This window comes from Candidatus Neptunochlamydia vexilliferae (assembly GCF_015356785.1).
GTDB lineage: Bacteria > Chlamydiota > Chlamydiia > Chlamydiales > Simkaniaceae > Neptunichlamydia > Neptunichlamydia vexilliferae.
The window spans coordinates 102,064-117,612 of sequence record NZ_JAAEJV010000001.1 but is presented as its reverse complement, the minus strand read 5'-3'; the positions used below and the strand labels follow the sequence as shown (position 1 = coordinate 117,612).

The window sequence follows — 15,549 nt, the reverse complement described above, 5'->3', positions numbered from 1 at the left end:
TATGAGAAACAGGTCGCTCGATTTATTGCAAAAATGGTATCTTGATCAATGTGATGGTGATTGGGAACATGAGTTTGGAGTTAAAATAGATACGCTGGATAATCCTGGATGGAAAGTTAATATAGATTTGGTTGATACAGATTTAGAAGGGAAAAACTTTAGTGAAATTTGTTGGGAAAAAAATGAACAGAACTGGGTTCAGTGTGATGTGAAAAAATGCCAGTTTCAAGGAGCTGGCGGGTCTCAAAACCTGAATGATATTATTGAAATATTTTTAAACTGGGCTCAAGAAGGTAATCTGTAGCATGGGGCGGACACGGAGATATGGCGTTGCTCAATCGATTTAAGCAAAAACTCTTTATAATATTTATCCTGGGGAATATTTCTTTATTTTGCGGTCAGACTTCATTCCAGAAAAACCTTTCAGAAGCTACCACTTTTGATCAGTGGTTTACTGGGCCTTTGTTTACTCCAATGGCGATTACTCCAGCTTCCTCACACCCCGCTTTAGAAGTTACAGTAGGGGTTAAAAATCAGTATGGGTTTTATGACTCTGACTGGAGCATCAAGAACGAAACAGATCTCTGGTCTATTTATAACTACTTAGATTTACAGCTGGGCTTTAATTCCGTACTGGGGATGGAATTCATTGGCTCTTGGACGAATAACTTTAGTGGAAGTGCGAGCTCTACCCGTATTCAAGATACGACTGTTCGCTTGGGGTTTCAAGTTCTTAACGAAGTTCCAGGTACCTGGGTCCCAGACTTTAGAATCATTTTGCAGGAGGTCTTTCCCACAGGACAGCACCAGAAGCTCAACCCCAAAAAGAATGAAACAGACCTAACGGGGCTAGGGTCGTTCCAAACAGGGTTATATCTAGCCTTTCAAAAGCTGTTTAAGCTTAATGAATATCACAGCTTTCAGATGAGGTTTAGTGCAGGGTATTTTGTGCCTGCGCCTGTTCACGTAAAGTCATTCAATGCCTATGGGGGAGGGTTTGGAACCCGAGGAAAGATTTATCCAGGAAATTATATTTCGATCTACTCCTCGGGGGAGTATAACCTCAATAGCCGATGGGCGATAGCCTATGATGCAAACTTTCAGTATAACTTTAAAGGAAGGTTCTCTGGAAAGCCAGGCAGGACGACAACAGGAGAAAAAGCTAGTGTAGAAGCTCTTGAGATGGTGCAGTTCACCTTAGCCCCAGAGATAGAGCACACATTCACAGAAAACACTGGTATGTTATTAGGGGTATGGTTTAGTGTTTTTGGTAAAAATGCCCCAGCATTTGCCTCGGCATTCTTTGCAATCTTGCATGTGTTTTAGAATCAGGGGCTTTAAAAGCTTGGTTCTTAGCAAGGGAGCTCTTTTGTATCAGAAAGAGATTGTTTTAGATAGAGAAAATTATAATAACTACTTCTTTTTGCATAAAGAAGCTCAGAGTGATTTTTTGGGAAAATTACAGTGCAAATAGATTTCATTATTTCTTTTTTGCAGTCACTACATAATAATCGTAAAGATCTTGCTTATATCCTATATACCAGTTTTTATCCCAAGAATCTTTTAGGTCTCCTTGGCTAATCCACTTATCAAGTTGTGGCCAAACGTGCTTTCCAATGCTTTCTACTTTAATATTTATAAAGCCCACTTGCTCTAAGGAGCTTATAACCTCTTGAATAGGAAACAATTTATCGGTATAACTTTTAATTGTAGGTATTAAATTTGCAGACTTTTGAAAGGAGGCTTCGGAGGTCCCAAAAAATGTTGCAATACCGATATTTCCATTTGCTTTAAGAACCTTGTACGCCTCTTTCAAAAATCCCATTAGTGATTCAAAGTGCTGTACAGCCTCAATGGAAATAATTTTATCGAAGGAGTGTCTTTTGAATGAGAGGTGGCAAGCATTTTCTAATTGAAAACGTACATTAAGTTTAGGAGCTAAAACTTTTTCATCAAGATGATTTGCTTTATTAATCTGGTGGGTAGAAGAGTCTATTCCAACTATCTCTTTAGGGAGAAATTCTTTAGCAATTAATTTTGTGCCTAGCCCTAAGCCACAGCCTAAATCTAAAACTACATCTGATTGATTAATCGCTAATTCTTTTCCTACATACCTGTATAAGTTTTTTTCACTTTCTAAGCGTTCTTTTTTCGAGAAATTTCTTGAACATGGCAAGCTCTGCGTCCAGTAGCCAAAGTTTATGAAACCTCCCTCAAATAGAGAAATCTCATGTAGACTATCTTCATACATGCTTTCTACACTATCAAGTCGCGGTAAGGTATTTTTTTTTAAAGCCATATACTACTCCTATTTTTAGAGTTTGGTTAAATTGTATTCGATTTTGGGATATTTTGAAAGGAAAACGACATATTAACAGAGAGACATTATATAGGCAGAAATAGCGCTAGAAATAATAAATAAACAAATCCAAATAAGATTGGGTTTTTTTATCCAAATAAAAGCGAAAATTAAAGATGAAATCATACAAACAGTTAATAAAAAGGAGTTTAAACTTCCAAAACGATTGTAAGTTAACAAAAAATACTTAGATTCTTGAAAGAGAATAGAGAATAGCCAATAAAATGCTATGAGTACTAGAGCTGTCAGTGCAATCCTTTGAAAAATAATTTTAGAGAAAAAATTATAAAATATTGTAAAAAATATTGCTGATCCAATTAAAAAAATAGGAATAATGTGGCGTGTCAGGAATTAGCTGATTTTCAACATATTTAGGGTTAAGTAAAGTTTCTACTTTCCTTCCTTTGTATTTTTGTGTAAAATGTTTTTTTTTGCATAAAACTTAAAGGAACTTATGGATATACCAAATTCAAAACAATCAAATAACCCACTGCCTTTAAGGGTCGATAAGACCTTGAAGTGGCTTGAAGAAAGCCGCGATTCCTGGAGAAGTAAGGCTAAAACGGCAAAATATAGCCTTAAGAAGCAAAAGCTAGCCGTAAAGAGAGCTAGAACCAGCCGCGATTCGCTTCAAGAGGAGCTGGCACAAGAAAAAGCAGCTTTAAATGCAGCTAAAGAAGTCGTTAGGCAAAAGGAAGCCGAGAATTCAGCGCTTAGAGCGAAATTGGAAAAAGTTGACCAACAGCTAGAGGAGTCAAAAAAAAAGAGGTTGCTCCTTTGACGCGTAAGCCTTGCCGCCACACATATTGGAATAGCCTCATAGCAACGTCTCTAACTCTTATGCATACTGCTTGCCTGGGGTTTTCTCCGACAGCTCATGCAATGCAGGTTTTTCGCGAGCAAGGCAAATTGGATCGTGCACCAGCTGTAGAGACATGCATTCAGTGGGAAATGAAGTTTGGGTTGCATAAGCTAATGCGCCCCAAGGAGGCTGCTAATGATTGGATATGGATTATAGATCATGTTGTTAGCAAAGGGGTACACAAATGTCTTGTAGTATTGGGAGTGCGCATGGCCTCTCTTTTGAAAAGAGATGACTTAACAGTTAGCCTTGAAGACGTGGAGCCTCTAGGAATTGTTCCCATGAAATCCAGCAATGGCGGTTTGATGGAAACAGAACTCAAGACAGTATTAAGCACAAACCATGGTATCCCACCTCTTGCGATTTTGAGGGATGATGGTCCTGATCTTCGTTGTGGGGGAAGACTCTTTTGCGAAGCCTACCCTCAGGTTGTTGATGCTGAAGATATTCCCCATAAGATTGCTTGTCTATACAAACATTGGCTAGGAAATGATGAGCTTTGGAAGGAATTTACGAAAAAGTGTTCTGACTTTAAAAAGCAAGTGCAGTTGACCGAATATGCAAAAATAGCTCCCCCTAACCAGCGCACAAAAGCAAGGTACCACAACATCGACGTCATTGTAGACTGGGGAGTCAGTAAATTATTGGAATACGAAAGCCTTCCTAAAAGCGAGCAAGAGAAGTTGAGTTGGTTGGGTGATTATGAGGAAGAGATAAGCTATTGGAAGCAGTTAGTCGATATAGGAAGGGTTGGCAGAAATTTCACTCGTAAAAAGGGTGTTTGGATCGGGTGTCATGAGGAGTTAGCAGAAGAGTTGTTAGGAGAGGAAATTTGCCCACGGGCTGAGCCATTCGCTTGCAACTTAATTGATGTTGTCGAAGAGCAAGGCAATAAGATTCCTGAAGGTAAAAAGATAATAGGTTCAACAGAAATCATAGAATCGCTGTTCGGAAAGCATAAGAGCATTAGCGAAAGAGGTCCAAAGCCTATGGGGCGATTAATTTTGTCTATGGCAAGTCGAGTTGGGGAACAACCAACAGAAGAGCTTATAGAATTAGCCTTTGGGCAGGTTAGGGAGCGTGATATAGACAGCTGGCTAACAAATGCGTTTTGTTAAGGTTTATTTGGAAGAAAAACGGAATCGTGCACAGGGAGGAGCTTATATGCATTCCTGACACGCCACCTCTAGCCTATTTATAGGCAATAAATCTCGATCACTTTTTTAATTAAAATAATATTTCGGTTATAGGGGTGGATAAAAATGACTAAGAAATGGTACCATTGAATTAATTTGAGGAGGCTACATATGTTTCGAAGAATTGCCCTTTTTTTGATGATAAACATTTTAGTTGTTGCAACGATTTCGGTTGTTTTATCGGTCCTAGGGGTACGCCCTTATTTAACAACTTATGGACTTGATCTAGAAGCTCTCGCTATTTTCTGTCTTGTTTGGGGAATGGTGGGCTCATGTATCTCTTTGGCCCTTTCTCGAAAAATGGCAAAGTGGCTCATGCGTGTCAAACTTGTGGGTCCCGACCATGAAGTCTACAAAATGGTGGCTCGCCTTGCCCGCGATGCAAACCTTCCCGACACCCCTGAGGTGGGAATCTTTGACTCCCCGCAGATGAACGCTTTTGCAACAGGACCCACAAAAAGGCGCTCCCTTGTCGCTGTATCGAGTGGACTCATCTCCCAGATGGAAAAAGGAGAACTCGAAGCGGTTCTTGCTCATGAAGTTTCCCACATCTCAAATGGCGATATGGTCACGATGACTCTCATTCAAGGGATCGTTAACGCTTTTGTGATGTTCCTTGCCCGAGTCCTTGCCTACGCGGTTACCTCTGCAAGTCGCTCAAACAATCGCCGCTTTTCCTATGGCAGCTACTACCTTTTTACCATCCTTTTCGAGATTGTCTTTATGATTGCGGGAACCCTTGTCGTAACAGCTTTCTCCCGGATGCGGGAGTACCGCGCTGACCGAGGGGCAGCGATTTTAACGCGAAAAGAGCAGATGATTGCTGCACTAGAGAGGCTCAAAGGAGTGCGCACCCCTACTGAAACAAAAAAATCGGCAATGAACGCTTTGATGATTTCGATGCCACGGCGGGGAATGGGCCTTTTCTCAACGCACCCCTCGCTCGATGCACGGATCGAAAGGCTCAAGGAGCTTCCAGGAAGGTGACAAAAAATCGGTTAATTCATTGGAATAATTATGAAAAAACTTCCTATCGGTATTCAGAATATTCGAGAAATCATCGAGGAAAACTATATCTATGTCGATAAGACGCGTTTTGCTCATCAATTGATCTCCTCTGGAAAGCACTACTTTCTTGCTCGACCTAGACGGTTTGGAAAATCTCTTTTTCTAAACACCCTCGAAGAGATCTTTAAAGGGAGTAAGGAGCTCTTCCAAGGCTGTTATATTGAGCAAAGCAACTATGACTGGAAGGAATATCCAGTCGTCTACTTAGATTTTTCCCAATTCGATAATAGTAGCTCTGAGCAGCTAAAAAAAGACTTAGCAGAAAAGCTAGAAGAAACTGCACAGGTGCATCAACTCACCATCAAAGCTCCGTCAATCCAATCCAAGCTCAGAAAACTGATCGAAGGGCTTGCAAAAAAAGAGCGGGTTGTCGTCCTCGTTGATGACTACGACAAGCCGATTATCGACCATCTCAAAAATGTCGAACAAGCAATCGAAAACCGTGATCTTTTGCAGCGCTTCTTCGCTACCCTTAAGAGTCTGGATCGATACTTAAAGTTCATCTTTACAACGGGAGTTAGCAAGTTTTCCCAAGTCTCTCTCTTCTCGGCTCAGAACAACCTCAACGATATCACTATGGATCCCAGATATGGCGCAATGATGGGATATACAGTAGAAGAGCTCGCCTTAAATTTTGAAGCACATATCGATGCAATAGCCAAAGAAGAAAATCGAAAAAAAGAAGAGATCTTTGCTGCCCTAAAAATCTGGTATAATGGATACCGTTTTACAAAAGAAAAGACCCCTGTTTATAACCCCTTTTCAACGCTCAAATACATGGATAAAAAAGAGCTAGAGCCCTACTGGTACAGCACCGGCACCCCCTCATTTCTGATCCATCAAGTCCAAAAGCATCCCCAATCTATGGTTCCCCTAATTGGAACCACTGCAACAAAAAACGAACTGAGCAATATCAATGACTTCGATAAGATCCACCTCCCCGCTCTTATGTTTCAAACCGGTTACCTCACCATTGACACCTATAACCCCACCACAAACCGCTACCACCTCACCTTTCCTAATAAAGAGGTCCAAGAAGCCTTTCTCAATTCCCTTGTTAAATACTTTACAACCATCAACCCCACAGTCTCCTCAAAATGTCAACAGATACTCGAAACCCACCAACTCACCCTTTTTTTCAATGAGATACGGTCGATGCTTGCTAGCTTTCCCTACCAACTCTTTGTCAAAGCCACCGAAGCCACCTACCAATCGGTCCTTTTAGGCATCTTAAAGGGAATGGAACTTGAGGTCGAAGCAGAGCAAGCGACAAATATTGGTCGAAGCGATCTTGTCATCCAAATGGAAAAAACCACCTATATCTTAGAGCTTAAGCTTAACGCCCCTCCCGAACAGGCCCTCGCCCAAATCCATGACCGAAAATACTTTGAGCGCTATACCCAAAAAGGAAAAGAGATCGCCCTGATCGGAGTGACCTTTTCTTCAGAGTCCCGCACAATCTCCAGTTGGAAAGGAGAGCTTCTTTCCACCGATGGAGATAGAGTTCAACCCCTTGAATGATAAAGTAAATAAATGAAAAAACTTCCTATCGGTATTCAAAGCATCAGCAAAATTCTTTCTGAGAACTATGTCTATGTGGATAAGACAACCTTTATTAAAGAGTTGCTAGATGAGGGCTCACCACACTATTTTATATCCCGCCCCAGAAGATTTGGTAAATCGCTATTTTTGAACACATTGGAAGAGGTTTTTAAAGGGAATAAGGAACTATTCAAAGAGTGTCAGATCTACAATAGCAACCATGACTGGCAAAAATATCCCATTCTACACCTTGATTTTGCTCAAATTCATAGCACCTCTCCTGAGGGGCTAGAAATTGGGTTACAGGAAGCCCTTGAAGATGTTGCTGCGGCTTACGGCATATCAATAACCGGTGCTTCTAGCCAATCTCAGCTAAAAAGGCTCGTGATCAAACTTGCTGAAAAAAATCGTGTCGTTGTTTTGGTAGACGAGTACGACTACCCAATCATTAACAACTTAAAATCGATTGAAATTGCAGAAAAAAATCGAGACCTTCTGAAAGACTTCTTTGGAACCATCAAGAGTTTAGACAAATACCTAAAGTTCACATTTATAACAGGTGTGAGCAAGTTCTCTCGAGTGTCACTTTTCTCTGCCCTCAACAACTTAAATGACATCACAATGGATCCCAAGTACGCAGGGATCATGGGATATACCGAAGAAGATCTCCTTTCTAACTTCACACCGCATATCGCCTCTATCTCCAAAAGCCAAAATAGAGAAAAAACCAAAATCCTTGCTGAGTTAAAAGAGTGGTACAACGGGTATCATTTTTCAAAGAGCAACACTTGCGTTTACAACCCCTTTTCGACCTTAAACTTCATGGAAAAAAAAGAAGCTGAGCCTTACTGGTACAGCACCGGCACCCCTTCATTTCTCATTCATGAAGTTCAAAAGCATCCCCAGTCTATCGTTCCCTTAAGTGGGACCACAGCAAAAAAAAGTGGTCTCATGGATATCAGCAACCTCGAAAAGATCGATCTAACAGCCCTCATGTTTCAAACAGGCTATCTCACCATTGATACTTACAACCCCACTACAAACCGCTACCACCTTACCTTTCCCAATAAAGAGGTGAAAGAATCCTTCCTAGACTCACTGATCGAACATTTTACAACGATCACTCCCACAATTTCCTCAAAATGTCAACAGATGCTCGAAACCTACCAGCTCACCTCGTTTTTTAATGAAATGAGCTCGATGCTTGCTAGTTTTCCCTACCAACTCTTTGTCAAAGCCACCGAAGCCACCTACCAACCGGTCCTTTTAGGCATCTTAAAGGGAATGGAACTTGAGGTCGAAGCAGAGCAAGCGACAAATATTGGTCGAAGCGACCTCATCATCCAAATGGAGAAAACCACCTATATCCTAGAGCTTAATGCTCCTTCCGAGCAGGCCCTTACCCAAATCCATGACCGAAAATACTTTGAGCGCTATACCCAAAAAGGAAAAGAGATCGCTCTGATCGGAGTGACCTTTTCTTCAGAATCCCGCACAATCTCCAGTTGGAAAGGAGAACTCCTTTCCTCAGATGGACATAGGGTCCAGTCCCTCGATCCCAACAAGAGTGGGTAACCTCTTCCTGATAAAAAAAATCGCGCCGGCGCCGAGGAGCTTTGCTTCGCACGCTCCTCGGCGTCAGGCCCCTTCGGGGCCCCAAAGGACAAAGATCAAGGATCCAACCCCAAAAGTGTAGAGTAGAAATGGAGTAGGACAACACACGCTCCCAAAAGCCTTGACCGTTGGGATTCTGGATGGCTTCGCCATCGGTTATTACCTATCTCCATCCCCCTCGTCAAGGCGGACCTGAAGTTTTCCCTCATCCGCCTTTCCTATTACTGTCGCCTTGGGCATTCACGCGTACCTTTGTTTGCTTAATGTTACTAGCCCATTTTCCTTTAGGAACTGGTGCCAGCTTTTGTCTTTCCCTATTTTATATCCTCTTTGGCTTTTCCTATGGAGTTGTTTCATCAATGTGTATTTAACATAGTTATTGAGCTTGTTAAATTCTTTTGATGGGTATCCTTTGGAAAAGTATCTTCCCCATCCATCGAGATAGAGATTGATACGTGGGATGAAGTCTTCGACTTGCAACCTGCATGCACTCTTACATAGGGTTTTGACTGTTTTCCGCGCTTTGATCATTGCCTTTTTGGAGACTCTGTAGTTACAGTATCTCTTATGTGGGGCTCTGATCAATGGGGTATACCTAAAGGTATACCCTAGAAAATTTAGACTGTCTCCCTCATTGAGGTTGACTGTTTGGGTTTTCTCCGGATTGAGTTTTAGTCCTAGTTTTTCTTCGAGGATTCTTTTGATAAACTCTATGAGCTCGGGAGTGATCTCCTTTGCTACGGCTACAAGATCATCTGCGTAACGGAGCAGCCTTACTCCTGTCTTATAGGCTGGGTTGGATGGGCCTTGGAAGGCTTTATCAAACCAGTTTAGGTAGGCATTTGTAAGAAGGGGTGAAATCACCCCTCCTTGCTGCAGCCCTTTTGTTGGTTTGTATTGGGGCTTTCCTGGCTCTCTGATTGGAGCTTTTAGCCATTTCCTTATCAGCTTTAGGATTTGTCTGTCTGCGATTCGCAGTTCTATTGTTTTTAGAAGTTTATCTTGGGGTATCGATCCGAAGCAGTCTTCTAGGTCTGCATCATAGGCTTGGGTTTTCCCATGGTGTATCTCCTTCTGGAGGATTTCTATGGCCTCTAGTGCAGATTTGTTGGGTCTGAAGCCGTATGAGCAGTCTTGGAAGTCTGGTTCATAGATCGGTTCGAGGATGAGGAGGAGGGTTGTTTGGACGATGCGATCTTTGATCGTGATGAGTCCTAAGGGCCTTTGTCCTCCGTTTCCTTTGGGAATGTAGACTCTCTTTACTGGATCGGCTCTGTAGGTTTTCTCTTTGAGGGATGTTTGGAGGTTTGTTAGAAATCCTTGGACTCCTTCGGGACTTTCTTCGATGTCCTTGAAGGTGTTTCCATCGATTCCTGCTGCTCCTTTATTCCTTTTGGAGATTTTCCAGGCGGTCCAAAGGACATCTTTGCGCACAAGATGTCCATATAAAGAGTAAAAGCGAAATTTTGGTTCGCGCTTGGCCTTTTGGCCGAGTTTTTCTCTTAGTGAAATGAGGGTTGGGGGATATTTTATCCCTTTTTCTGTTTTAGACTTGTTTGTCAATCAGCTTATCTCCTAAGTTGAAAACGTTTGTAATAGTAGAGCCCCTTTGCTCCTTGGGCATTACCCCAATTCATCGCTAGTATGGGCTCATCCGACTTCCTTGTAAGGCCAGGTCTGTATTATTTCTTCCACAGCTCTGTTTAAGCCGGGACTGCGCTCCTGACTTTGCCTTAAAGGATCTCCCAAGTTCCTGACGTCTCTTTCTATGCACGCCATCCCTTATAACTCCGGTAGACCACCTAAGTGCATTTGCTTATTGCTTCCTTAAGTGTTTTAGGCTTCACCTCGCTTGACAGGCTGGCCATCTACAGTTTATTGGTTTCGAAGCTAGAACGGGTTCGCTCACGCTACGGCTTACATATTTGTCTACTAAAGCTTCAAGTTCAGATTACTCCTTACCTTGTTTAGTTTCCTACGCGGGTAAATAAGCAATTCCCACGGCTGATTCCTTTCAATCAGCAAGAGACGCCAAGCTTCGCTTGGCGCACCAAGCAGCCAAATGTCAATTACCAAACTTCCGGGCGCCAACAACACCGTCGTCCTGGTCGCCATCCCAGCTGCTGCCGCTGACAGACAGGCCCCCAGCGGCGCAGCCGCCAATGGCCACGGGCCATTGATTTTTACTCACGCTCTCTTGACATCGGGTATAGGTATATGGGTTATTGTTCAGTAGCCTCTCTTTGGTCTCTTTCTCGTGGATTAAAAGGGCTGCTGTGACCTCTAATGCCTTTGGTAGGGCATACCCTTGGGAGGCATAGGCGCTTATGATCTTTTTCTGCTGATCGTAGGTTTTATCTCGGCTCCCTTCCAACACGTTTTTGCTGATAAGGACCCAGGTGGCCTTTCCTAGCTTTTTAGCTCCAATTTCTTCCTTTACAACATCGTTATAATAGCGATACTTTCCAAAAATCTTCTCTAGGCCATTGAGAGAAACATCCACTCCACCAACCACTTCCGGTATCCAGACGAGGATATGGGTATCGCGGACCTTGCCGCTATACCCTTCGACCTTGAAAGGAGAAGAAGCGTTAAGGATCGCTTCAATATCAAAGGGTAAGGGGGCTTCGGTTCCTTGGACATGTTTGAAGTGCTTTTGCCAGGTGGCTTTTCTAATAATGGTAGATCCCCTATTGGTAGAGCGTTTCCTGCAACCTCGACACTTCACCGCTATAAATATAGAGCCCGCTATTCCAGCAACCGTATAGACATAGGTCATAAAACTAGATCCTTCTTCAGTGCTCTCTTTTTCTTCTGGTTTTAAGGTGTCTGAAGAGGAAGAGTGAGAGTTTGAAGAAGCAGCATGATTATGGTCGGTTGAAGAGGAAGCATTAAAAAATTTCTGTGTCCCTTGAACTCCAGACGCGATGAGTTTTTCCTTTGTCTTATCGTCTAAGTAGAAATCGGTCGCTCCTAAACCAAGGCTATTAATATCAATGACACGGAAGCGGTTATAGGTGATTTGCTGTCGGATCAGAGATTCCCCTTCATAATAAAACTGCGCAAGTCCTTTAAGTAGATCTCCAACTGTTTCAAGGGGTTTAAGAGGCACTTTTCGCTCTTTTTTGGGAGAGGCAAAGCGGAGCCCTAAGGTTTTTTTGTTGAGAACGTGACGTTCTTTTTCTTGTCCTAAGGGACGGGTTGTTTGATACTTCATAGCATCAAAAGCCTCAAGAGGAAAGTTAGAAAGGATTCCTCCATCGACGAAAGAGCCGAGATCAGACCTACGAATAAGGACATTCTCTTCATTCACCGACTGGAGAACATAGGGCTTAAAAACACCCGGAATCGAGAGCGACGCTCGCACAGCATCGGCGATAGGGATATTATCCCATTTCTTGTTTTCGGGGCTGAAACGGATAATTTCAGGAGACCCATTTTTACTCAGCCTTGTGGCGTAGACATGGAGCAACTTAAAAGGTTTTCCCTTTCGGATTTGTTCACGGAGCTGCTTAAAGGTGCAGTTTTCAATCCCGGTTTTTTTGGCGATGAGGGTCTCAAGCCACTGGTAAATTTCCTCCCCTTCACAAAGACCAGGGGTATGCCAGAGGGTTTTGAGGGCATTAGTGACAAACTGACCAGGAGAGGCAATCGCATCGCCGAGCGTTGAGTAGGCATTTTGGAGAAAACTTACCGTTTTGCCAAAACCAGCATCAGAGATAGCTTCTGTGATCTTTTTCTTTGAAAGGGGATGGTCTAAAAGTTCAGTAAGGTCGGTCTTGGTGAGTATTTCTTTGATCTCTTTTGGGGTATAGTTTAGTGCCACCAGGGTAGAAATAATGGCCCCATCAGAGGTTCCTGCAACCCTTTTAAGGTTTTTTAGCTTTTTTTCTTGCGCAAGGGTTTCTAAGGCTCCAATATAGGCGATTCCTTTGGAACCTCCTCCTTGGAAAATAATGTTTTCCGGAGGATGGGTTTCAAAGTCGGGGGGCAACTCACTTTCTATTATTTGCCGCCTCATTAGGTTGTTAATAAGGGGTTTCAATTTTCTTCCTGCTCGATCCTCCGCTGAAAAAATAAGATCTAAAGGGCGTTTATTTTTGGAATCGACAGCATGAATATTACACCCAATATAGCTGAGAATCTTAACCGCCTCTCTTTGCCGATTATCAACAGCTAGGTGAAATGCCGTCCACCCCTTGAAGTCTTTGGCCTCAAGGTTCACTCCTTTCTTGTTAAGAATTTTCAAACTTTTCTCCTCACCAAGAGAAGCTGCTAACATAAAAGGGGTGTATCCTTGAGGGTTTTTGCTTTCAATTAACCGCTTTGTCTGATCATAGTGCTCGGTGATGAGTTCTTCCAAAATCTCGCTTTGGTGAAAGTGAATCGCTAGATGAAGGATATTTCCAATCTTCCCAAACCGGGTTTCAAGCCCTAAAGTGATATCTTTTTTTGAAAAGAAGAGGTCGACAACCGAGGTTTGTCCATTGATAATCGCAGCTCCAAGAGGGGTGATAGAGATGGTATCTCGGCCTAATTTCCAGTCTCCGAGCGCATTGAGGTTCCCTCCTCGCTTGAGTAAGGCTTCAACAACCCTTGGGTGTCCAAATTGCGCGGCTGCATGTAAGGGAGTGAATCGGCGACTATCTCTGGCATCGATATCGATATGATTAAGAAGTTTTTCAACTAAATTCCAATCCTTCCATTCTACAGCCGCATGCAGAGCCGTTCTCCCTTGGATATCTCTGGCATGAAAGTCAAGATCTAAGCGGTCTACCATCTCTTTTGCAACTTCAAACTCCCCCCGATCGATCAATTCAGTAAGGAGAGATCGCTCTAAATCCTTTTCTAAGTGCTCTATTTCTTCAAGAATGTGTTCCAAACGGCTCCACTCTTTTTTTCTAGATGAATCAAGCACCGCTTCAAAACAGCTACCAGCGAGATCAACCCGATCCTTGACGTTAAGGACATCTGCAATCTCTTCTAAAAAGTGGTTTGTATCCACATTCACGTAGACAAAATCATCTCCATCAGCATCCTCAAGCTCATAAGCGCCAACCATTGGCGGGAACGTAGCTAGATCGCTAACCTCTGAAAGGATCTTTCCTGGAAAACTTACAACTGCATTTATTGACTGGAAACACCGAGCGCCAAAGTTATAGATGGTCTCAATAGCAGGGCGTACGACCTTCTCGCCAAAGACGTAAGCGGGAGGCTTAGGAATAACAACAATTTCTCCCTTAATATTTTGGGAAAGGCGTTGATCTGAACACCCCGCTAAAGTCGTATTTAGATGGCTCGCGACTAAGGGTAGCGAAGAATTTTGATTGAAATTTGGAGCGATAGACATTACTAATCCTCTGTTTTTTAATGGAATGGGAAATCCAAGTTAAAATATAGTTTAATTTTATTTCAAGGTTTTTTTTACGCAGAGAAGAGTGATAAAGGAGAAGCTTTCATCAAAGGCCTATCGAATCCTGCTGCTCCTATATTTCTATCGGAAATTTTCCAAGCGATCCAAAAGATATCTTTGCACACAAGATGTCGATATAAAGATTAAAAAAAATAACCCCCTTTTGGCTCAGCTATAACCTCCTAGCTGCAATAACACCGCAGTCTTTGGAGTCAAGCCAGTAGGGATCGATACAAAGGCCCTTAGCACCAAAGTTACCAATAGCCACAGGCCATTGATTGTTACACACTCTCTCTTGGCATCGGGTATAGGTCGGAGGGGAGTTGGACAACAGCTTCTTTTTTTTCTCTTTCTCGTAGATTAAAAGAGCCGCTGCCAATTCTAGGACTTTGGGAAGGGTATACCCTTTGGAGATGTGAGCTCCAACGCTCTTTCTCTGTTCATTGTAGGTTTTGTTTCGGGTGTTTTTCAAGACATTTTTGCTAATAAGAATCCAGGTAGCTTTTTCAATCTTTTTAGCTCCAATTTCTTTCTTTATGCTATCGCTATAATACCTATACTTTCTGAAAATCTTCTCTAGGCTATTTAGCGATATATTGTCTCCACCAACACGCTCCGGTATCCAAACAAGGATATGGGTATCGCGGACTTTTTTACTGTAGCCTTCGACTTCAAAGGTAGATTTAGCATTAAGGATCTGTGTGATATCGTAAGGAAGTGGACCCTCAGTTCCTTCGATATTGTCAAAGTGATTTTCCCAGATGTCTTTCCCAATACGAACATCCTGGTTTCCAGTGTTAGAAGAGCTTGCACCATCGTTAGGGTTAGTAACATTTTCCTCATCACCAGTATTGGTGTTTGGCTTGCTTTCGTTAATTTGCCCATTAGAACTATTATCAGACAGATTAATAAACCTCTTTTTACAAGATCTACAGGTAGCTACACGTCTGAATATAAAAGAGACCGGTAGTCCAGTAACCTTAAAGGCAACTGCCGCTACAGCACCTATAGCGACCGCTAGTCCAGCACTTATATAGATATAATTCATAAAGCTGGATTCTTCATTAGTATTTTTTTTTTCCGGCTTTGAAGAGTCTAGAGAAAAAGCTTTGCGATTACGATTTGTTGAGGAACCACCATTGTTATAATCACTCGAAGAGGAGGAAGAAAAAAACTTTTTCGTTCCTTTCACTCCAGAAGCAATGAGTTTTTCTTTCGTTTTATTATCTAGATAGAAGTCGGTTGCTCCTATGCCAAGGCTTTCAATGTTAATAACACGGAAACGGTTATAGGCTATCTGGTCTCGGATCAGGGACTCTCCTTCATAATAAAACTGAGCAAGTCCTTTGAGTAGATCTCCAACTGTTTCAAGAGGTTTAAGAGGCACTTTTCGCTCTTTTTTGGGAGAGGCAAAGCGGAGTCCTAAGGTTTTTTTATTAAGAACATGGCGCTCCTTTTCTTGTCCTAAGAGGCGAGTTGTTTGATACTTCATGGC

Annotated in this window: 11 protein-coding genes; 7 read left to right on the top strand and 4 right to left on the bottom strand. The window is 42.4% G+C overall.

Annotated features, from left to right (window positions below):
* The first annotated feature begins 1 nt into the window (after position 1).
* Together NEPTK9_RS00505 and NEPTK9_RS00500 are read left to right on the top strand one after the other, a co-directional pair.
* Positions 2-304 carry an immunity 53 family protein gene (locus NEPTK9_RS00505; RefSeq protein ID WP_194846864.1) on the top strand — a complete coding sequence of 101 codons (303 nt, stop codon included), beginning with the start codon at positions 2-4 and terminating at the stop codon, positions 302-304.
* A 170-nt stretch (positions 305-474) separates the two neighbouring features.
* A complete protein-coding gene (locus tag NEPTK9_RS00500; protein ID WP_194846863.1) occupies positions 475-1,326 on the top strand; it encodes a hypothetical protein in 852 nt (283 codons plus the stop codon).
* A gap of 154 nt (positions 1,327-1,480) precedes the next feature.
* Here the strand turns inward: NEPTK9_RS00500 and NEPTK9_RS00495 are convergent, their stop codons facing one another.
* Positions 1,481-2,299, bottom strand: coding sequence for a class I SAM-dependent methyltransferase (locus tag NEPTK9_RS00495; RefSeq protein WP_228546932.1), 819 nt, complete (start codon positions 2,297-2,299; stop codon positions 1,481-1,483).
* Positions 2,300-2,813: 514 nt separating this feature from the next.
* On the opposite strand from NEPTK9_RS00495, the gene NEPTK9_RS00490 reads away from it, so the two are divergent.
* From NEPTK9_RS00490 to NEPTK9_RS00470, 5 genes are all read left to right on the top strand, one after another.
* The gene (locus tag NEPTK9_RS00490) at positions 2,814-3,140 is read left to right on the top strand and encodes a hypothetical protein (RefSeq protein ID WP_194846862.1); all 327 of its coding nucleotides are present in this window, start codon (positions 2,814-2,816) and stop codon (positions 3,138-3,140) included.
* Between the two features lie 290 nt (positions 3,141-3,430).
* Positions 3,431-4,339, top strand: coding sequence for a hypothetical protein (locus NEPTK9_RS00485; protein ID WP_194846861.1), 909 nt, complete (start codon positions 3,431-3,433; stop codon positions 4,337-4,339).
* Positions 4,340-4,528: 189 nt separating this feature from the next.
* Positions 4,529-5,404: a protease HtpX gene (gene htpX, locus NEPTK9_RS00480; protein ID WP_194846860.1), complete on the top strand. Its 876-nt coding sequence runs from the start codon at positions 4,529-4,531 to the stop codon at positions 5,402-5,404.
* Positions 5,405-5,434: 30 nt separating this feature from the next.
* Positions 5,435-7,006: an ATP-binding protein gene (locus NEPTK9_RS00475; protein WP_194846859.1), complete on the top strand. Its 1,572-nt coding sequence runs from the start codon at positions 5,435-5,437 to the stop codon at positions 7,004-7,006.
* 12 nt (positions 7,007-7,018) lie between these two features.
* Positions 7,019-8,602 (top strand): ATP-binding protein, encoded by a 1,584-nt coding sequence (locus tag NEPTK9_RS00470; RefSeq protein ID WP_194846858.1) that lies wholly within the window; start codon positions 7,019-7,021, stop codon positions 8,600-8,602.
* A 279-nt stretch (positions 8,603-8,881) separates the two neighbouring features.
* On the opposite strand, the gene ltrA is transcribed toward NEPTK9_RS00470, so the two are convergent.
* From ltrA to NEPTK9_RS00455, 3 genes are all read right to left on the bottom strand, one after another.
* On the bottom strand, positions 8,882-10,204 hold the full coding sequence (ltrA, locus tag NEPTK9_RS00465; protein WP_228546931.1) for a group II intron reverse transcriptase/maturase: 1,323 nt from the start codon (positions 10,202-10,204) through the stop codon (positions 8,882-8,884).
* Between the two features lie 502 nt (positions 10,205-10,706).
* The gene (locus NEPTK9_RS00460; protein WP_194846857.1) at positions 10,707-13,991 is read right to left on the bottom strand and encodes an ankyrin repeat domain-containing protein; all 3,285 of its coding nucleotides are present in this window, start codon (positions 13,989-13,991) and stop codon (positions 10,707-10,709) included.
* A 235-nt stretch (positions 13,992-14,226) separates the two neighbouring features.
* Positions 14,227-15,546 (bottom strand): hypothetical protein, encoded by a 1,320-nt coding sequence (locus NEPTK9_RS00455; protein WP_228546930.1) that lies wholly within the window; start codon positions 15,544-15,546, stop codon positions 14,227-14,229.
* Positions 15,547-15,549: the final 3 nt, after the last annotated feature.